General features: G+C 42.4%; 19 protein-coding genes. 18 read left to right on the plus strand and 1 reads right to left on the minus strand.

All coding sequences use genetic code 11. The features are described from left to right. Position 1 precedes the first annotated feature (1 nt). From hutF to G509_RS0109450, 9 genes are all read left to right on the plus strand, one after another. Positions 2–1,381, plus strand: a complete 1,380-nt coding sequence (gene hutF, locus G509_RS0109410; RefSeq protein WP_026991297.1) for a formimidoylglutamate deiminase — start codon at positions 2–4, stop codon at positions 1,379–1,381. 97 nt (positions 1,382–1,478) lie between these two features. Further along, positions 1,479–2,060, plus strand: a complete 582-nt coding sequence (locus G509_RS0109415; RefSeq protein ID WP_026991298.1) for a MiaE family protein — start codon at positions 1,479–1,481, stop codon at positions 2,058–2,060. Between the two features lie 68 nt (positions 2,061–2,128). After that, a complete protein-coding gene (locus G509_RS0109420; protein ID WP_026991299.1) occupies positions 2,129–2,632 on the plus strand; it encodes a DUF6702 family protein in 504 nt (167 codons plus the stop codon). Between the two features lie 5 nt (positions 2,633–2,637). Further along, positions 2,638–4,896 carry a M1 family metallopeptidase gene (locus G509_RS0109425; protein WP_026991300.1) on the plus strand — a complete coding sequence of 753 codons (2,259 nt, stop codon included), beginning with the start codon at positions 2,638–2,640 and terminating at the stop codon, positions 4,894–4,896. A gap of 131 nt (positions 4,897–5,027) precedes the next feature. Next, positions 5,028–6,065 carry a T9SS type A sorting domain-containing protein gene (locus G509_RS0109430; protein WP_026991301.1) on the plus strand — a complete coding sequence of 346 codons (1,038 nt, stop codon included), beginning with the start codon at positions 5,028–5,030 and terminating at the stop codon, positions 6,063–6,065. Between the two features lie 112 nt (positions 6,066–6,177). Beyond that, positions 6,178–6,408 carry a hypothetical protein gene (locus G509_RS21795; RefSeq protein ID WP_035738802.1) on the plus strand — a complete coding sequence of 77 codons (231 nt, stop codon included), beginning with the start codon at positions 6,178–6,180 and terminating at the stop codon, positions 6,406–6,408. Next, positions 6,408–6,695, plus strand: a complete 288-nt coding sequence (locus tag G509_RS0109440) for a type II toxin-antitoxin system RelE/ParE family toxin (protein ID WP_051200095.1) — start codon at positions 6,408–6,410, stop codon at positions 6,693–6,695. The genes G509_RS21795 and G509_RS0109440 overlap by 1 nt, the downstream gene beginning before the upstream one ends. Before the next feature lie 116 nt (positions 6,696–6,811). After that, positions 6,812–7,117, plus strand: coding sequence for a Sec-independent protein translocase subunit TatA/TatB (locus G509_RS0109445; RefSeq protein WP_026991303.1), 306 nt, complete (start codon positions 6,812–6,814; stop codon positions 7,115–7,117). Positions 7,118–7,121: 4 nt separating this feature from the next. Next, positions 7,122–7,736 carry a phosphatase PAP2 family protein gene (locus tag G509_RS0109450; protein WP_026991304.1) on the plus strand — a complete coding sequence of 205 codons (615 nt, stop codon included), beginning with the start codon at positions 7,122–7,124 and terminating at the stop codon, positions 7,734–7,736. Here G509_RS0109450 and G509_RS0109455 read toward each other — a convergent pair. Beyond that, on the minus strand, positions 7,695–8,336 hold the full coding sequence (locus G509_RS0109455) for an O-methyltransferase (RefSeq protein WP_026991305.1): 642 nt from the start codon (positions 8,334–8,336) through the stop codon (positions 7,695–7,697). The two genes, G509_RS0109450 and G509_RS0109455, sit on opposite strands and share 42 nt — an antisense overlap. Positions 8,337–8,597: 261 nt before the next feature. Between G509_RS0109455 and G509_RS0109460 the strand changes: the two genes are divergently transcribed. The 9 genes from G509_RS0109460 to G509_RS0109500 all read left to right on the plus strand — a co-directional run bounded on the left by G509_RS0109460 (position 8,598) and on the right by G509_RS0109500 (position 20,175). Next, the gene (locus tag G509_RS0109460; protein WP_035738803.1) at positions 8,598–10,883 is read left to right on the plus strand and encodes a T9SS type A sorting domain-containing protein; all 2,286 of its coding nucleotides are present in this window, start codon (positions 8,598–8,600) and stop codon (positions 10,881–10,883) included. Between the two features lie 40 nt (positions 10,884–10,923). Then, positions 10,924–13,206, plus strand: coding sequence for a T9SS type A sorting domain-containing protein (locus G509_RS0109465; protein ID WP_026991307.1), 2,283 nt, complete (start codon positions 10,924–10,926; stop codon positions 13,204–13,206). A gap of 38 nt (positions 13,207–13,244) precedes the next feature. Then, the gene (locus G509_RS0109470) at positions 13,245–13,859 is read left to right on the plus strand and encodes a hypothetical protein (RefSeq protein ID WP_161627176.1); all 615 of its coding nucleotides are present in this window, start codon (positions 13,245–13,247) and stop codon (positions 13,857–13,859) included. 93 nt (positions 13,860–13,952) lie between these two features. After that, positions 13,953–15,011 carry a dual-specificity RNA methyltransferase RlmN gene (gene rlmN / locus G509_RS0109475; protein WP_026991309.1) on the plus strand — a complete coding sequence of 353 codons (1,059 nt, stop codon included), beginning with the start codon at positions 13,953–13,955 and terminating at the stop codon, positions 15,009–15,011. 271 nt (positions 15,012–15,282) lie between these two features. After that, positions 15,283–16,260 carry a polyprenyl synthetase family protein gene (locus G509_RS0109480; RefSeq protein WP_026991310.1) on the plus strand — a complete coding sequence of 326 codons (978 nt, stop codon included), beginning with the start codon at positions 15,283–15,285 and terminating at the stop codon, positions 16,258–16,260. A gap of 216 nt (positions 16,261–16,476) precedes the next feature. Next, entirely contained in the window at positions 16,477–17,682 is a 1,206-nt protein-coding gene (locus G509_RS0109485) for an aspartyl protease family protein (protein WP_026991311.1), read from the plus strand. A gap of 163 nt (positions 17,683–17,845) precedes the next feature. Beyond that, positions 17,846–18,406, plus strand: a complete 561-nt coding sequence (locus G509_RS0109490) for an RNA polymerase sigma factor (protein WP_026991312.1) — start codon at positions 17,846–17,848, stop codon at positions 18,404–18,406. Next, positions 18,393–19,124, plus strand: a complete 732-nt coding sequence (locus G509_RS0109495; protein WP_154657766.1) for a hypothetical protein — start codon at positions 18,393–18,395, stop codon at positions 19,122–19,124. The genes G509_RS0109490 and G509_RS0109495 overlap by 14 nt, the downstream gene beginning before the upstream one ends. A gap of 34 nt (positions 19,125–19,158) precedes the next feature. Next, positions 19,159–20,175, plus strand: coding sequence for a hypothetical protein (locus tag G509_RS0109500; RefSeq protein ID WP_026991314.1), 1,017 nt, complete (start codon positions 19,159–19,161; stop codon positions 20,173–20,175). Positions 20,176–20,341 lie beyond the last annotated feature (166 nt).

A 20,341-nucleotide genomic window follows, 5' to 3' on the forward strand; every position in this document is an offset into this window, starting at 1 on the left:
AATGGCAGCTACATATACTTTTAAAGGCTTGCTGACCGAAGAGGGCTGGATTAAAAATGCCGTTGTAAAATTAGATGCGCTCGGAAACGTAATCTCAATGTCCGAAAGTGAAATATTAGAGGGTGAATTTGTAAATGGATACGCTTTGCCGGGGTTCCAGAATGCGCATTCGCACGCGTTTCAGTATGCCATGGCCGGCCTTGCCGAACTGCATGTGGATACCGCCGTTCAGGACGATTTCTGGAGCTGGCGCAACGCCATGTATGGCTTGGCATTAACCTTGTCGCCCAGTCAGTTAGAGGCTGTGGCTACTATGCTTTACAGCGAAATGGCGCGCCACGGATATACGGCTGTAGCCGAATTTCATTACCTGCACCACGATAAAGACGGTAAACCCTATGCCAACCTTGCCGAAATGGGTGCACGCCTGATTGCCGCAGCCCAAAAAGCAGGCATCAGGATAACGCTGGTGCCCATGTTTTACCAACAGGGGGGCTTCGGCCAGGAGCCGGTAGAGCGTCAGAAACGATTCATATCCAATACGATAGAAGAATATTACAAGCTGTTGGAAAGCAGCGCAGCAGCCACAAAGCACTATGATAGCGCTAATATAGGCATAGGTATCCACTCGCTTAGGGCGGTTAAACCGCAGGATGTTGTTGCGCTTTGCAATGCTTTCGATGGCACGATGCCGTTCCATATACATGTATCTGAACAACTTAAGGAGATAGAAGACTGCCTGGCCTTTCATGGTAAACGCCCGGTACAGTGGCTTTTAGATAACTGTAATGTCGACCAAAATTACCATTTAGTGCATGCTACCCATTTGGACAACAGCGAAGTAGCGGGTGTTGCCAAAAGCGGCGCCAATGTGGTGCTGTGCCCAAGCACCGAGGGTAACCTTGGCGATGGTTTGTTTAGGTTCGAAGACTATAAGGGTCAGGGCGGTAACTGGAGCATCGGCACCGATAGCCATGTAGGGCTTAACCCATTGGAAGAGTTACGGTTACTGGATTATGGGCAACGTCTCATTTCGCACAAGCGCACCACCTATGTTACTCCCAATCAGGGCGAAAGCGGTTTTAATGCCATAAAAATGGCATGGCAGTCGGGCCGTAAGGCTATGGGCGCGCCACACCAAAGCTTTTTTGCTGTGGGCCAGCCGTTTGACGCTGCCGTTATTAAGGCAACGTCGCCGCTTATTGCTACGGCAAGCCTTCGTAATCTGTGCAATACGTTTGTATATTCAGCCGATGTTAGCGATATGGCAGGCACCATTGTAGCCGGTAAGTGGGTGTGCAAAAACGGCGAATCTGCTCAGCACGAAACAGTTGTAAACAACTTTGTTGCAGTTATTAAAGAACTGGGAACGAGGTTGTAGAAATAGTATCATGCTCAGCTTGCCGAAGTGTGATATTTACGTTACCCTGATGCCCACACCCTATAATTATGTATTTTTGACCTTATAATTTAATTTTATGCTTGGACTGAAACTTTTAACCGACCCCCGATGGGCTAATATTGCCGAATCTAACCTGGAAGAAATACTTACAGACCATGCCTGGTGCGAGCAAAAGGCGGCGGCTAATGTTATGTATCTGATAGTTAACAATTCAGAGCACCTGGACTTGATCCAGAAACTGGCCGAAATTGCCATTGAAGAAATGCAGCACTTTGAGCAGGTATTGGCCATTATCAGTCAGCGCGGTTATACCCTGGGCAGGGAAAGGAAGGACGATTACGTGGGCCAGCTGATGAAGTTCGCCAAGAAGGACGGCAGCCGAAATACCTCATTTATAGACAGGTTACTGTTTTCGGCCATGATAGAGGCCAGGAGCTGCGAGCGTTTTAGGGTACTGTACCAAAACATAGCCGACAAAGACCTGGCCAAGTTTTATTACGACCTTATGGTATCTGAAGCTACACACTATACCACATTTTTAGGCTTCGCCCGAAAGTATACGATAGATGTTGATGTAGACAAGCGTTGGGCAGAATGGCTGGAGTACGAAGGCGAGCTTATCCAGAGTTACGGTAAATCGGAGGCGATACACGGGTAGTAGTTAGACACGCATTGCTATGCGTCTTGTATTTGGATATTCGGCTAAACTTTGTATTTTAGCGAACTATGAAAAAGGCCGGTGCGTATTTAGTTCTTTTAATATTGGCGGTAACGCTAACGGCTGCGGCTGCGCACAAGTTCTATGTGTCTGTTTTTCAGATGGAATATGTGCCGGCTAAGAAAGAAATGCAAATAACCGCCCGCATTTTTATAGACGACCTGGAAAACGGCCTCAATAAAAAGTACAGCAAAAAACTGTACCTGGCCACACCAAAAGAGTCGGCGGAAGCCAAAGACATCCTTACAAAATACTTTGCAGAGAAAATACATATAAAGATAAACGGCACGGCAAAAACGCTCAAATTCTTAGGTCGGGAGACTGAAGATGACGTACTTATCTGCTATTTTACTATACCTGCCGAAACTAAAGTAACCTCTGTAGAAGTTAACAATACCCTGCTTTTTGAGATGTTTGCCGAACAGCAAAACATTATCCATACCAAAGTGGGCACCACCAAAAAAAGTCTCTTGCTTACTAACGATAACCCATTGGGCACCGTAGAATTTTAATACTTATGAAAAAAGCGCTGTACACCCTTTCTGTTCTTGCTGCCCTTCAGGCTGTTGCGCAGGATAATCCTGCCCCAAAAGCCACCGAACCCGGCCACGGAGATAATAACAAGTTTAGCCAGATGTACGATCTGTTGGCTACGCCCAATATGTTCCGCACGGCATCGGGGGCACCCGGACCTGCCTATTACCAGCAACAAGCCGATTATAAAATGGATATTGAGCTGGACGATAAGAATACAAAACTGTATGGTACAGAGACTATTACTTACCATAATAACGCGCCCGAAAGTTTAGATTACCTGTGGGTGCAGCTGGACCAAAACCAGCATGCAGCCAACTCGCCCGGCAACCTTATTGATAGCGAAAAGATGAATTCTGCCTACAAGGCAGATGGTTTTGCACGTACCTATATGGAGCAGGAGTTTGATGGTGGCTTTAAACTGGAGTATGTAAAAGATGCCAAGGGCAACCCTATGAAATACACGGTAAACCAAACCATGATGCGTATCGATTTGCCTAAGCCGCTTAAGCATGGCGAAAAAATATCGTTCTCTATAAAATGGTGGTATAATATTAACAACTACCAGATTATTGGCGGCCGTAGCGGTTACGAGCATTTTGATAAAGATGGTAACAACCTGTACGTTGTGGCGCAATTTTACCCACGTATGGCGGTATATAACGATGTTGAGGGCTGGCAGAACATGCAGTTTTGGGGTTCGGGCGAATTTGCCCTGCCGTTTGGTAACTTCGAGGTAAATATTACCGTGCCGGCCGACCATATTATGGATGGTACGGGCGAACTACAAAACCGTAAAGAGGTACTGACTGCCGAGCAGAATAAACGCTACGAACTGGCTACAAAAACGTATGATAAGCCCGTGGTTATTGTAACCCAGGCCGAAGCGGAGGCCTCGCAAAAAGCATTTTCAGATAAAAAGAAAACATGGAAGTTTAAGGCCAACAATGTGCGCGATTTTGGGTTCTCTACATCACGTAAGTTTATATATGATGCTATGGCGGTTAAGCTTTCAGAGAAATCGGTAATGGCAATATCGCTATATCCGCCTGAGGCTAACCCGTATTGGGGCGAAACATCTACCAAAGTAGTAGCACATACGCTAAAAACCTATTCTAAATACACGTTTGATTATCCGTACCCTAAAGCCATATCGGTTTCGGCGGCAGACCAGGGCATGGAGTACCCAATGATCTGCTGGAACTACGGCAGGCCGGATGAAAAGGGCTACATGAGCGACCAGTTAAAGTTTGGTATGATGAGTGTTGTAATACACGAAGTGGGTCACAACTTTTTTCCAATGATCGTAAACTCCGACGAAAGGCAGTGGACCTGGATGGATGAGGGCCTTAATACTTTTTTACAGTATTTAACCGAGCAGGAATTTATGCCTAACTACCCATCGCGCCGTGGCCCTGCGGCCAAGATTGTGCCGTATATGGCAGGAGAGCAAAAGTTTCTGGAACCGATAATGACCAATTCAGAGGCTATTCACCAATTTGGTTCTAACGCCTACGCCAAGCCGGCAACTGGTTTAAACATGTTGCGCGAAACCGTTATGGGGCACGAGCTGTTTGACCATGCCTTTAAAACTTACGCCAACCGATGGAAGTTTAAGCACCCAACCCCAGAGGATTTTTTCAGGACGATGGAAGATGCTTCGGCAGTAGACCTGGACTGGTTCTGGAGAGGATGGTTTTATACTACCGATTATGTAGATATGGGCATTGCCGATGTTAAACAATATTATGTTACCGATACCCAGCCTAAAGACTTAAAAGATGCTACGGTTAAAAAAGGCAGGTTTGGGCAGGAAACTGGTCCGTTTGTGTACATGGTTGCCAACGGCCCCGATGCCAATAAAACGGCCCCAAAACCTTTGGATACCAAAGAGGTAAAACTGCTTAACGATTACATTCAGGAAAAATTTACTGCCGAAGAAAGGACGAAATTAAAACAGCCTAAATATTTTTACGAAGTTACTTTTAATAAACCGGGCGGTATGTTTATGCCTATTATTGCCGAGCTTACTTTTGATGACGGCACTACGCAAACCACCACCTTCCCGGCACAGATATGGAGAAAAAACAACCAGACGGCTGTTAGGGTATTTGCTACAGATAAGCCGGTTAAAAAAATTACACTGGATCCTAAACTGCAAACTGCCGACGTTGATGTTACTAACAACGTGTGGCCACAGGAGGCAGCAAAGTCTAAATTCGACAAGTTTGAGAATAAATAAGTAAAGACTTAATTTTAAATTGAGGTATAAGCGGCGTAAATTTAGGTGTTTAGCTAATTTTTGTCGCTTATTTGTAAGGCAGGTATAGTGTTTATTGCTATTTTTGAGCAACTTAAAAACCTATCTGCCTTATGAAATCAAAATTACTTTTATCTACACTATTATTATCCTTTGCGGCTTTTGCACAAGAGCCCATTACATTTTTTTACAATTTTACAGGCTCTAACCAGGCCGGCACCGAAGAAGGAGATATTTACTCGCTGGTAACTTCGTCGGTAAATCTTAATGAGGCTGCTGCGGGCGCTAACCAGGTGTGGAATTTTAACCAGCTTACATCGATTGGTACAACAACAACCAAAGTAAAAGTGCCAACTGCTGCTCAGGTTGAGGAGTTTCCTAACACCTCTGCCATTGTAGAAACGGCTACGTTTCCAAATACAGGTGGTGGTAATGTAACCAAATATTATCTTGGTCAGGCGTTAACAGGAGCTGTATCGGTTACAGGAGCAGAAACATCGAGCATTATATTAAACTATAATACTACCAACGCTTTAATAGGTAATTTTCCACTTGATTTTGAAGACACGGTTACAGGTCCTGTTGCCGGCGACTTTGAAGCCCAGGGCATAGAAGGTACTTTTACCGGTACAGGAGTTTCTACATTCGATGCTTACGGAACCCTTACCGTTAACGAGGGTGCTGCTAATGCCACACCGGTATCTCGCATAAAAACCACTCAAAATCTTACATTAAATTATCTTGGTTTCCCGGCGGGCACAGTTGTGCAAACTATATACAGCTACTACAATGCCACTACAGTATCTACAGGCCCAATATTTAGGAGCATAACAACCACTATTAATGTGCCTGCTATGAGCTTAGACCAGACTGTAAGTAGTTTAGAGTCGTATTTTGGTCAGTTGTTAAGTACAGATAAACCTGCTTTAGGGGCTGCATTTGCTATTGTACCTAACCCTGTAGATAACTTACTGCAGTTTTCGGGCAATGCAATAATAAAAGCAGTTACAATAACAGATGTTACCGGTAAAGTAGTATTGAACACCAACGCATCTAATAATATAGATGTTAGTGGTTTAAATACAGGTGTATACTTTGTAGCGGCACAAACAGAGGCCGGTGTTACCATTCAAAAAATGGTTAAAAAATAATATAATAATAAAGCGGCCGGGTACAACTCCCGGCCGCTTTTAGTTAAATACCAAGCGTGGCTAAAAGGTATTTGTATTAATTTATATCTTTGAGTTATTAAACAATTGTATCATGGACAAAGAACTTTCTAAACTCGAATTGATAGAAATGCTTTTGCATACTACTAAAGAAACAGTTTTAAATAAAGTGCGTGCTATATTGGAAGAAGCACAGGACGATCGTATGCAAAATGATGCTTTTTATGCGATGGTAGATGAGCGCAGAGAAGAATATGAGCATGGACAGGGAGAATCATTAAGCTGGGAAGAAGTAAAGCAAAACGCAAGAAATGCGAAGAAATAATGATTGATATTGAAATTCGTAAAGCAGCTGATTTAGAAATTACTGAAGCTTACCTTTATTATGAAGAACAGCAAAACGGATTGGGAGAGCGATTTTTAGATTCGCTTGAAATTTATTTTGAGAGAATAAAAAAATATCCCGAACATTATCAGATAAAGCGAAGCCCTTATCGTGAGGCTTTAATTTCTAAATTCCCTTTTTTAATAATTTATCAGTTTACAGGAAACAAAATAATCGTGTTTTCAGTATTTAATACGAATCGCGATTGGGTTAAAAAGCCAAAGTAAATAGCGTTGATGGTAATCATTTACGTTAAATAAGATTAAAAAGTGCTTAAATCAACATCCAAAGCGGGCATTAAAAACGTAATTATAGTTACATTTGTATATTAAAATTCAAAGTTATGTTTGGAATAGGAGGAGGAGAATTCTTTTTTATCATCCTGGTAGTGCTAATGCTTTTTGGAAGCGATAAAATTCCTGAAATTGCACGTGGCCTTGGCCGTGGCATGCAGCAGCTTAAAGATGCTACTAACGATATTAAAAGCGAAATACATAAGAGTGCAGACGTAGAGGGTATTAAAAAATCGTTTACCGAGATTGGATCAGGCATTGATACAGATGGTATTCATAATACTATTAATGGCGAGATCGATAAAGTAAAAGAAGACATAGAAGATATGTCTGGCCCTATTAAACGTATTAAATAAGAGCATGTTAGAAAAACTGGTAGAAATAGACAGGGATGTTTTTGTATATTTAAATTCCCTTGGATCTGAGACTTTTGACCCCCTTTGGTTACTTATAACAAAGTTTACAAGCTGGATACCCATTTTTGCCATTATTTTTTACCTTACTTTTAAAAGGCTTGGCTGGCGCCATGCGCTTTTGGTTGTGGGCATGATAACGGTTTTATTATTGCTTACAGACCAGACTACCAACCTTATTAAAAACGGAATACAAAGGCTTAGGCCGGGCAATAACCCCGATATTGCCGATCTAATTAGAGCCGTACAACGCCGAAAATCATTCAGTTTTATATCTGGGCACGCGTCTAACTCTATGGCGGTGGCCTTCTTTTTATACAGGGTAATGCATCCTTATATAAAATACATGGGCTTCTTTTTTCTGTGGCCTTTAATATTTGCGTATAGCCGTATTTACCTTGGGCTACATTATCCCGGTGATATACTAATGGGCTACTTATACGGTATATTTACAGGCTGGTTAGTGCTTAAATTGTATATTTATTTAAGGGATAGGTTCTTCCCGCAAGAGCAGGAAGAGTTAGATAATCCTACTAACAGTGAGCCCGTCACGAATGGGTAGCAAAACGGTTTCCACCCGCGGGTCTTCTTTAACCATGCGGTTGTATTCCAGTAAAATTTTAGTGCTTTTATCGTTCGGCTTTACGGGTTCTAAAACTTTGCCGCTCCACAAAACATTATCGCTAAGTATAATGCCGCCTTTATTCATAAGCGGTACCACCATCTCAAAATAATTGGGATAATTTTCCTTATCGGCATCAATAAAAACAAGGTCAAACTTTTTATTAAGCGTAGGGATAATTTCCAATGCATTGCCCAGATGCTGAAAGATCAGGCCTTTCCATGCAGATTGGTCAAAGTATTTCTTCTGGAAATCTACCAGCTCTTCGTTATTATCAACCGTATCTAAAGTACCACCTTCACGTAGGCCTTCGGCAAGGCAAAGTGTGGCATATCCTGTAAAGGTGCCAATTTCTAATATATGCTGTGGGTTAACCAGTTTGGCTATCATACTTAAAACGCGCCCCTGAAAATGCCCGCTTAACATGCGTGGCTGCAGGATTTTCTGGTGGGTTTCACGGTTTAGTGCCTCCAGCAGTTGCGGTTCGTTTTCGCTGTGCAGGGCAGCATAGTCTTCCAGTTCTTCAGATATAAAATGCATGGGTAAATTTTTTACAAAGGTACTAATTGCTTTTACTTACTATAAAATCCATAAAATAATTATTGTATGCGATGGTTGGCTATCCTCACTATTTGCTGATAATGTGTAAAATGTCGCTTTTTTTATTTGTGTAAAACTCAATTCTATATATTTTTTTAGTAGGTTGCGGCGTATTTGCAAAATAGGCTTTAAATTATTTACGGTAACGTTAAATGTTTACAGAATTTAAAAGGGCGTGCGTGTAAAAATAAACATATCAGAATGAAAACAAAAATTACCCTACTACTGCTTTTTATACTATCGGCAGGTTTTGCACAGGTTTCTAACCAGGGAGAACCCGCCAGCTGGAGGCTTAACGGCTTTGAAAATGTGGAGGCTAAGGTTATGCCACGCTTTGACCTGAAAGCATTACAGGAAGAAGATAAAATAAACGATGCCAGGCAGGATAAACCTTATCGTTTTGGGCATGAGCTTTTGGTAGACCATAACCTTACAAACAGCGGTAACTGGACAACGTTGCCTAATGGCGACAAGATTTGGAGGATACGTTACCAGTCTAAAGGGGCGCAGACTTTAAATTTTTTGTTTACAGATTTTTACATGCCTAAAGGTGCTACACTGTATTTGTATAATAACGAGCATACTGATTTATTGGGCGCTTATGATGAAAAACAAAACAATGCCGAAAGGGTATTGGGTACATGGCTGGTAAAAGGCGATGATATCTGGATAGAATATTTTGAGCCCGCCGCACAGGCAGGCCAGGGCAAATTGGAGATATTTAAAGTGATACACGGCTACCGTTCTATGCCGCCAACAACCATAGACCCGGAGGGCGGTATAAACGCATCGGGCGATTGCAATTACGATGTTGAATGTTATATAGAAGGTATTAACAGCTTAAAAGAGATCAGTAAAAAATCGGTTGCCTTAATAATTGTGGGCAACTCTAACTGGTGTACAGGTTCGTTGGTTAACAACACCAGTAACGATGGTACGCCGTACTTTTTAACGGCCAACCATTGCTATTCAGATCCCGCCGAATGGGCTTTTATGTTCAACTGGATAAATCCTAACCCGCAATGTGCTACCGGTTTGCCAAGTACAAGTAATGCGCCTAACTACCACTTAACGGTTAGTGGGGCTACTTTAAAAGCAAGGAGGGAAGAAAGCGATTTTACATTGGTTGAAATCACGGCTAACCTTCCGGACGATTGGGGCCTTGTATGGGCCGGGTGGGACAGAACCACTACAATACCTGAATTCTCCTACGGTGTTCACCATCCCGCGGGCGATATTATGAAAGTAAGTGTCGATTATGATGCGCCCACCATGTATGATGGCGAAGCCCCTTTTGGCACCGTTTGGGATATTGCTGCCTGGGATATTGGCGGATTACAGCCGGGTTCATCGGGTTCGCCAATGTTCGATAATAACGGGCGCGTACGTGGCCAGGCATGGTATATTTACGGTAACCCGGTTTGTAATGGTTTAAGCGTAGGTGCACAAAGCAGCGGCTATGGCAGGTTTAATGTATCTTGGGATACCGGTATAACTCCCGATGCAAGGTTAAAAGAATGGTTAGACCCTCAAAATACGGGTGCTTTTACTACCGATGCGTATCCGCCACAACTGGTGTATGCTATAGATGCCAAAACAATTTTTGCCGAAATTGGCAACGATGCCTGTGTTAGCACTATTGCTCCTGTAGTACGTATTATTAATAACGGCACACAAAACCTTACATCGGCGCAGGTTAACTACACGCTAAATGATGTGCTACAGGTAATTGAGTGGGAGGGCAACCTTGAGCCCAATGAGAGTGCCCTTGTAGAGCTGCCATCGGCTACGGGAACTGCCGGAGATAATACTGTTGCGGTTACAGTTACTAATCCTAATAATACCGAAGACCAAAATCCTATAGATAATGCTATATCGGCAAGTTTTGAGATCGCTCCTACGTATACTTCGCAATTGGTTATTTTAAGCGTTGTTGCAGATAATTACCCAGAAGAAATTAGCTGGTCTTTAAAAGACCAAAATAACACTGTGCTTTATAGCGTGGCTGCCGGAACTTATGAGGAGGCAACAACTTATTCGCAGGAATTTGAGCTAACCGCTTCGGGCTGCTATACTTTTACCATACAGGATACGTATGGCGATGGTATATGCTGCGGCGAAGGGGTGGGTGGTTATGTTTTAGTTACCGAAGACGGAACTGTTATAAAAGTAGGCGGTAACTATGGCGGTGGCGAGCAGGTGCCTTTCCGTATAGAGTTGCCATTATCTGCAGGGCAGGCAGTTTTGGCAAGCCAGATACAAGTATATCCAAATCCATCAGCAGGGGTGTTTACCGTTACGGTGCCATCGGGCTATAGCCCAAATTATAATGTCTATAATTTATTGGGGCAGCAAGTTACTGCGGGTAGCATTGCTAATGGTACTGGCTCTGTAAATCTAAGTGGTGTAGCCAGCGGGGTTTACCTGCTAAAATTAGCCGATACAACTACCGGTGCAGTAGCCACTTTTAAACTGGTTAAAGAATAAGCATAATAATACAAGAATATTTACACAATACTACCACAACATGAAATTTAATATTACCCTATTCTCTGTTCTTTTTATTACGGTTTTAGGCACAGCGCAGGTTACTAACCAGGGCAAGCCCATAAGCTGGAAGTTTACCCAACAGCAAAGTGTTGCAGCTTACAACATGCCTGCTATAGATGTTGCTGTGTTACAGCAGCAAGACCTTGTTGCTGCCAAACAAAAAGAAACCCAATGGCGTTTTGCTTACGAATTTAATGTAAGCTATAACCTGGACAATAGCGGTACTTGGTATACCATGCCTAACGGCGACAGGGTATGGCGCATCAACATAACATCGGCGCAAGCCAAAACCCTGCACTTCTGGTTCAGGAATTTTTATATTCCGCCAGGTGCATCGCTGTATGTTTATAATGCCAATCATACTGATTTGCTGGGGGCTTATACTTCTAAACAAAACAGCAGCGGCCCGTATTTTGGCACCTGGCCGGTTAGTGGCGAGAGTGTGTTTATAGAGTATTTTGAACCAAAAGCTCAGGCTGGGCAGGGCAAACTTGAGATATTTAAAGTAGGCCACGGCTACCGCGAACTATATGGTGCCGATAAAACAGGGCAGGAAGTATTATCTGGCGATTGTAATTATGATGTGGAGTGCTTTGTAGAAGGTATTGATAACTTAAAAGATATCAGCAAAAAGTCGGTTACCCGAATGCTGGGCAGCACGGGCGATGGTGCTTTTTTAGCTACCGGTGCGCTGATTAATAATACGGCTAACGATGGTACACCTTATGTGCTTTCGGCCAACCATGCGTGGTCTGAAACGGCCATGTACACCTTCCGTTTTAACTGGATAAACCCGGTGCCTGCCTGCCCGTCTTTTCTTGATGGCGATGGCAGTATTAACGAGGTGCAAACAGTTAGCGGTGCTATACTAAGGGCAAGGCGTGAGGAATCTGACTTTATGTTGTTGGAAATAACATCGGACATTCCCACCGAATGGGGAACGGTATGGGCCGGATGGGACAGGAGCGAAACTACATCGCCCTTTACCTACTGCGTGCACCACCCCGCGGGCGATATTATGAAGGTGTGCCGCGATCTTGATGCGCCTACATTACTGGATACCGAAGAGGGCGAATTTGTTTGGGATGTACAAAGCTGGGACCTTGGTGTAACCGAGGGCGGTTCATCGGGATCGCCGCTATTAGATAACCACGGCAGGATTATTGGCCAGTTGTGGAGGGGTGTTTCGGGTTGCGAGGGTAACCAGTCTAACGGTGGCGGCGACCAGTACGGGCGTTTAGGCAAATCGTGGGATACCGGCGCCACAGCCGATGCGCGCCTTAAAGAATGGCTGGACCCTAATAATACCGGGGTTACGGTTGTAGATGCCTACCCGGCACAGCAAATTTATGCGGTAGATGCTAAAGTTGTTTTGTACGAGCTTGGTCATGCAGAGTGTGCTGCCAATGCAGCACCGGTTATAAGGCTTGTAAACTATGGTACGCAAAACTTAACATCGGTACAAATACAGTATAGTATTAATGATGCTACGCCATCCGTGCTAAACTGGACGGGCAATTTAGCCGAGAATGCCAGTACCTTTGTAGACCTTCCTGAACTTACAGGTGTTTTAGGCAATAATACTGTTACCATAACTATTACTAACCCTAATGGCGCTACAGATGGTAATGTAACTAACAATACAGCTACAGCCGACTTTATAGTAAACCAGTCGTACACCATAACCGATGTTACGCTTAATCTATTGGCCGATAATTATGGTGAAGAAATAAGCTGGGTGCTAACCAACCAAAATGGCGACGTGCTTTACAGCGTAGATCAGGATACGTATGAAGATGGCGAATCGTATAGCCAGGTATTTAATTTAACCAATGCAGGCTGCTACACGTTTGCTATACACGACGGCTACGGCGATGGTATTTGCTGCGGTCAGGGCCAGGGCAGTTACTCGTTAACCACGGCTGATGGCGAAGTTATTATAGCCGGCGGCGAATACGGTCAGGGCGAATCGGTATCGTTTAAGCTGGAGGCACCGCTTGGCATTAATCAGTTTAATACTTTTGCGGCTATAAAAGTATATCCTAACCCGTCTGCCGGGCAGTTTACGGTACAGGTACCATCGGGCTACAGCCCGGAATATAAAGTCTACAATTTATTGGGGCAGGAGGTAACGGCAGGCATGCTGGCATCCGGTAACGGTACTGTAAATTTAAGCGCAGCGGCTAACGGGGTTTATTTGCTAAAGGTTGCCGATAAAGCTACCGGCGCAGTGGGTACGTTTAAATTGGTAAAGGAGTAAGGATGCAGATATTTGAGTTTATAAAAAATCGTTACATCTTGCTAACAGTTTTTAGTTTCCTATTATGTGGGTGTAATGGGCAATCCAATTCCCAAAACAAGTATCTAAAATCTAAAAGTGAATTTAATGATTCGCTAACCGAGCATTTTCCGAATGAATTGGCTACCTATCCGAGAGAAATAATCAAGGACAAGAACATATCTAAAAACAACTTTTGCTTTATACTTTATGAGTATAAGGCAAATTTAAATAAGGTAGATTCAGTATTGAACTCAATTAGAGATATTTCAATAGGCAAGTATAGTAGTAAAGATCCTTGTTTATTAATTGTAAATCGTTTTGAGACAATTGATACTTATGAAAATAGGAAGGTAGTAGAAATCACAGATAGTTTGAAAGTCAATAGGGATTGTTACAAGAATTTTTATCCTACACCGAATTTTATAAACTATAACTCATCAAGTAAAAGTAATGGGTTTTTAGATAAGGAATTTGAATTGTATGTTTTAGGTGCTAAATCTGGAAATTTCTGGAAAGAATACAATCTAAAACCAAATCCTCAAATGCCTATTGAATGGGCAAACGGTTATTCGAAAGGTGTAGCCGTTAGTTTGGATAAAAAAACTTTGATTTATTGGTTTATAGTATGGTAATTATAGTTAACGCTTTAATTTGTTAATTTTAACCGCCAAATCTACTATTTAGTGTAGTTGTGTTAATTGGCAAATAGTTACTACCTTTGCAGCATGCAAACGGAGAAGAAAGATATTAGGGCGCTTACAAAAGAACAGCTTCGCGATTTTTTTGTGGCACATGGCGATAAAGCATTCCGTGGCAACCAGGTGTACGAATGGTTGTGGAACAAGCGCGCGCATAGTTTTGATGATATGACCAGCATTGGCAAGGCAACACGCCAAATGCTGCAGGATAACTTTGTTATCAACCACATTCACGTAGACCAGATGCAGCAAAGCAGCGACGGTACCGTTAAAAATGCGGTACGCCTGCACGATGGCCTGGTGGTAGAGAGTGTGCTTATACCTACCAAAACGCGTACTACAGCCTGTGTATCCAGCCAGGTGGGTTGCAGCCTTGACTGTAACTTTTGCGCTACCGCACGCCTAAAACGCATGCGTAACCTAAATCCTGATGAAATCTACGACCAGGTGGCTGCCATAGATGCAGAGAGCCGCCTGTACCATAACAGGCCATTAAGCAACATTGTATTTATGGGCATGGGCGAACCGCTTATGAACTATAACAACGTGCTTAAGGCTATAGAAAAAATTACTTCGCCCGAAGGTTTGGGCATGAGCCCAAGGCGTATTACGGTGTCTACATCGGGTTTACCCAAGATGATCAAGAAACTGGCCGACGATAACGTAAAGTTCAAGCTGGCGGTATCATTACATTCGGGTATAGACGATGTTCGTTCTAAAATTATGCCGTTCAGCGCTAATTTTCCATTGGCCGATTTGCGCGAATCGTTAGAATACTGGTACGGCATGACTAAAAGCCGCGTTACTTATGAGTATGTGGTTTGGAAGGGCATAAACGACCGCAGGGTAGATATCGAAGCCCTGGTTAAATTCTGTAAATACGTGCCGTGTAAAGTCAACCTTATCGAATACAACCCCATAGACGATGGCGAATTTCAGCAAGCCGACCCCGAGGCTATCGATGCTTACATAAAAGCACTGGAACGTAACGATATTGTGGTTAAGGTACGCCGTAGCCGTGGTAAAGATATTGATGCTGCCTGTGGGCAATTAGCTAATAAGAATGAGGCGGTAGGCCAGGAGTAAACAGTTTGCAGCGATAAAGACGTTACACTGCAACGTCTAAAAATAGTAAGCATCCCACAATCTTTCAAACCCTGAATGGATTTAACAAATTAGCGTAGGGCATCGCCCTACGTGTAATCGTGTTGCGCGTAATCACGTTATGTATTAGATTACGTGTATGTGTAATTACATCCGCACATCATTACACCAACACCATAATTGTATTATTTATAAATCAATATTCAATTGCCAATAAATAATAATCAAACTGTTTTATTATCTTTGGGGCACAATGAAGATCGTTGAGCAAATAAAGCAGCCCATAGGGCAGGAAATGGAAATTTTTGAGAAAAAATTCCGTGATTCCATGTCGTCTAAAGTGGCGTTGTTAAACCGCATTACCCACTACATAGTAAACCGCAAGGGCAAGCAAATGCGGCCCATGTTCGTGTTTCTTACCGCCAAAATGGTAAGTGGCGGCACCGTTAACGAGCGCACCTATCGTGGCGCTGCCGTTATAGAGCTTATACACACCGCTACCCTGGTGCACGATGATGTTGTAGACGATAGCAACCGCCGCCGTGGTTTCTTTTCTGTAAATGCATTGTGGAAAAACAAAATTGCCGTGCTGGTGGGAGATTACCTGCTTTCTAAAGGGCTTTTGCTTTCTATAGATCATGGTGATTTCGATTTGTTGCGGATAATATCCGTCGCTGTGCGCGAAATGAGCGAGGGCGAGCTGTTACAAATAGAAAAAGCCCGCAGGCTGGATATTACCGAAGATATTTATTACGAAATCATCCGCCAAAAAACCGCTACCCTTATAGCGGCCTGCTGTTCGCTGGGGGCGTGTTCGGTTAACCCGGAAGGGGATGACACCGAAAAAATGCGCAAATTTGGCGAACTTATAGGAATGGCATTCCAAATTAAAGACGACCTTTTTGATTATACCGATGATGCCATTGGCAAACCAACCGGTATAGATATTAAAGAACAAAAAATGACGCTCCCGCTAATCTACGCTCTAAACAACTGCAGTAAAGACGAGAAAAAATGGGTCATTAATTCGGTTAAAAACCATAACAAAGACAAAAAGCGCGTTAAAGAGGTTATCGACTTTGTAAAACAAAAGGGCGGCCTTAGTTATGCCGAAGAGAAAATGGCACTGTTTCGCGAAGAGGCTTTGTTGCTGCTTTCGGGCTACCCATCTTCCCCGTATAAAGATGCGCTGGTTTTAATGGTAAACTACGTTATCGAAAGGAAAATATAATTTTCCTGTATTCTTAAAATTTTCCAGTATTTAATTTGGGCTAATTTATACCTACAAGGTCTTTAGAGACCTTGCAGGAAGTACGCATAAATTTACGGTACATCGCAACCTACAAGGTTTCAAAAACCTTGTAGGTTTAATTCCTCACTATTTCCTGAAAATATTTATACGCATCTACCTGTAATTTTCGTTACCTTAGTAGTAATCACCTTTACTATGGCGTTACAAAATGTAGTATACCTGCTCTTTGGCTTGTGCTGTGCTGTGGCTTTTGCCCAGGGTGGCGAAGACATGCCTGTATTCAAGCCCTTAAAAGCAACAACTACTAACGCTAAAGATTTTTATTACGAAATTCCGTTTGAATATCCGGGTGCTATAATATTGAAGGTAGGCGTAGGTGGTACAATCTATAATTTTGGGCTGGATACCGGTGGCTATACCATGATTACCGATGCGCTGCAAAAAGCCTGCAACTTTATTATAATTAAAAATGAGTTGCTTGGCAGTACCAACGGGCTAACAAAACCCACTAATATTGTGCGCGCCGACAGCCTTGCTATTGGCAACCTTGTTTTTAACGATGTAGAAGCCTACCAGGTAAATTTTGATAATTCGCCTACAGCGCAATGCCTTATGGATGGCGGACTTATTGGTTCGGCTATCCTTAAAAATTACATCTGGCAGATCGATTATCCCAACAAGAAAATTATTGTAACCGATAGGATATCAAAACTCAAAAGCCTTGATAAAGCCACAAAAGTGCATGTGCATTTAAACAGCCATTACCAGCCGTATTTTATGGCTCAGTTAAATGGGCACTTTCAATGGTTTATGTTCGATACCGGCTGCTCATCGTTGCTGTATCTCGATCCTAAAGATGCCGCTAAGTATACAGCCGAAGCCACTGCCCATGCCAAAATTTTGGGTGGCACGGTAGAAACACACCACGGCAGGGTAAAAGACACCATTAACGTATTTAAAGCAGATTTTGAGATGGGCAATTTAAAACTTACCGGTAAGCCGGTTCATTATCGTGCCGGTAGTGGCCTAAATTTGGTAGGCAGTCCAATAATTAAAAATTATATTGTTACGCTCGATTTTGAAGACGAAGCCCTGTACTTTGAACCTATAGAGGGTGCCGAGCCAAAAGATGGGTGGCAGCGTTTCGGCTTTAGCCTGGAATACGAAGCAGGCATCTGTAAAGTGGCGACAATAATACAGGGCAGCCAGCCCGATAAGCTGGGCCTTAAACCCGGCGATGTGGTTACAGCCATTAATAACCTGAAAATTACCTGTGCCGATTATTGCGATTGCCGCGAAACCTTTCGCGCAATGCTCGAAACTGAATCGGTTTTAACCTTAACGGTACAGCAAAACGGCAAGCCTAAAAAAATAATCATCAAAAAAGAGAAATTTTTTTAGCATGTAATGTTTTGATTTTTAAATATTTAAATTTTTTAATGTAAAATGTTTAAATTCGCATGCAACCATTTTACAACCCTAATCGTCTATGATAATAGAAGTCGGTTAGTAAGTTGAAAAATTAGCAAGCCGAAATCATCCAACCAACCAAACAACACGAGTTTTGAAAGTAATAGCCTTACACCAGGACGAGAAAGACCTTATAAAGCTGGCGGCAGATAACAACCGGCATGCCCAGCAAAAGGTGTACTCTAAGTATGCGCCCAAGATGCTAAGCATTTGCAGGCAGTATATTAAAGACCTGCACCTGGCCGAAGATATAATGATAACTGCTTTTATGAAGGTGTTTGCCAACCTTAAAAATTTTGAGCACAAAGGCAGTTTTGAAGGATGGATACGGCGGATAATGGTTAACGAGTGCATTAGCTATATAAGGGTACAAAAAAAAGTAAACTTTTTAGAAGACGAGTATTATGTTGAAGATACGTTTAACAATATAGAGAGCCATTTTAGTGTAGAAGATATACAGGCTTTGATAGACAGCCTGCCGGATGGTTACAAAATGGTGTTTAACCTGTATGCGATTGAAGGTTTTAAACACGCAGAAATTGCTAAGATGCTGGGGATTAATGAGGGTACAAGCAAATCGCAACTTTGCCACGCACGCAAAATGCTGCAGGAGCAAATAAACAAATTAAAGAATTATGAAAATGGAACCGAATAACACTATAGAACAAGATTTTAAACAAAAGCTGGAGCAGCGCACCATACAGCCCACAGAAATGGCTTGGGACAGGCTGGATGCCATGCTTACGGTTGCCGAAAAGAAAAATAAACCCAGCCGCAGCTGGATGTATATGGCGGCAAGTTTTTTGGCCATGTTGCTGGTGGGGGCGCTTTACTTAAACCAGCAAAAAGAAAATCCTGTTAATGGTGTAAACAATAATACTAATAGCGTAGTAATTACTACAAATGCTGATAAGCCATCTGAAACAGAGATCGGCGCAACTGCATCTCCACAAATTACTACAGGAACAGAAGAAGTTGTTGCATCGGTAAACACGCCAACACAGGCTAAGCCGCGAGTAACAAGAAACGGTTCGGTTAAAAGTGCTGCTACTGCTAAAAATATAAACAATACTCCTAACGTATTAATTAGTAACGAGGCTGTAGCGGTTAACAATCAGCAGGTAACTACAAATCCGGAAGTAGCCCAACCTGCAAAAATTAAAGTAGATGCCAACGAGCTATTGGCATCGGTTAATAACCCAAAGCTTAACAGTCCGCAACTTAAACAGTCAGGTGTTAAGGTCAACGCCAATTCGCTGCTGTCATCGGTAGAAGGAGAACTTAACGACAGCTTTAAGACCAAAGCCTTTCAGGGTATTATTAAAAACCTGGACGAGGTAAAAACGGCCGTGGTAAACAGAAATCGCCAATAACAATCATCAATAACAAAAATTTAATTTAAACAACATGAAAACTATTACTTTTTATGTAGTGGCACTGCTATGCCTTGCCGCTACCAAACTTAGCGCACAAAGCTTTGAAGACAGGGCCGAAATGATTGCCAACAGCATTGAGCAAATTACAAAACAGGAAAAAGATTCGCTTAAAATAGAAGTAGAAGCGGTTAACGATCGCTTAGACAATAAAGAAATATCGAACACCGAAGCGGATAACCTAAAAAAACAGCTTGCCGAAAAACGTGCTAAAAATATTGAAGACCGCGTTGCCGTAGAGCAGCAAAAACTGGCCGACCTTGTTAAAGATAAGGTAGATGGTAAAATTTTAGAGGAGAATAAAACCTTTAAGTTTAACTGGAAAAAAGATACCACCAAAACCAAAGAGGTAGATTATAGGAGAACAACATCGCAACTGGTATTTGCCTTTGGTGTTAACCGCCTGATTAACGATGGCGAGGCCGATGAGAATTTTAAATGGCGATCTGATTTTTATGAGTGGGGCCTTAGCTGGAACACCAGGATGCTTAAAGAAAACAACCTGCTGCACATTAAATACGGTTTGTCTTTACAGTACAACAACCTGCGCCCTGATAACAACAGGATATTTGTAAAAGAGGGCAGTAAAACGGTATTGGCCGACTCTGGAATTGACCTTGATGTAGCACGCCTTAGATATGTAAACCTTGTAGTGCCGGTATTTTTAGAATTAGACTTTACCAAAAAACGCACTACTGATGACAGAACTTATTTTCCGTCGCATAAAAGCGTGCGTGTAGGCCTTGGTGGCTATGCCGGGGTTAATGTTAAAGAAAAACAAATAATAAAATACGAGAACGAAAACGGCAACAACGTTAAAAATAAAACCAAAGGAGATTATAACGTAAACGACTTTGTGTACGGTGTTAGCGCCTACATAGGCTACAGGTCTACAAGCTTATATGCTAAATACGATTTGCAGCCGGTTTTTTCTAATAACGAAATAGACCAGAATAATTTATCGCTTGGCATACGTTTTGATTTCAATTAATAATTAAGGGTTAGTTTTGTACTTTTGAAGAAAGGTGCTCCGTGGGTTATGGAGCACCTTTTTTTGTTTTTATAAATTGGCGGTGGCAGTTTTGCTGATGTTTTAATAGTAAAGAATTTACACTATCGTAAAATATTGAGGTTGCAATATATCTTTTGCTTTAAGA

It is taken from the genome of Flavobacterium subsaxonicum WB 4.1-42 = DSM 21790 (assembly GCF_000422725.1).
GTDB classification, from domain to species: Bacteria; Bacteroidota; Bacteroidia; order Flavobacteriales; family Flavobacteriaceae; genus Flavobacterium; species Flavobacterium subsaxonicum.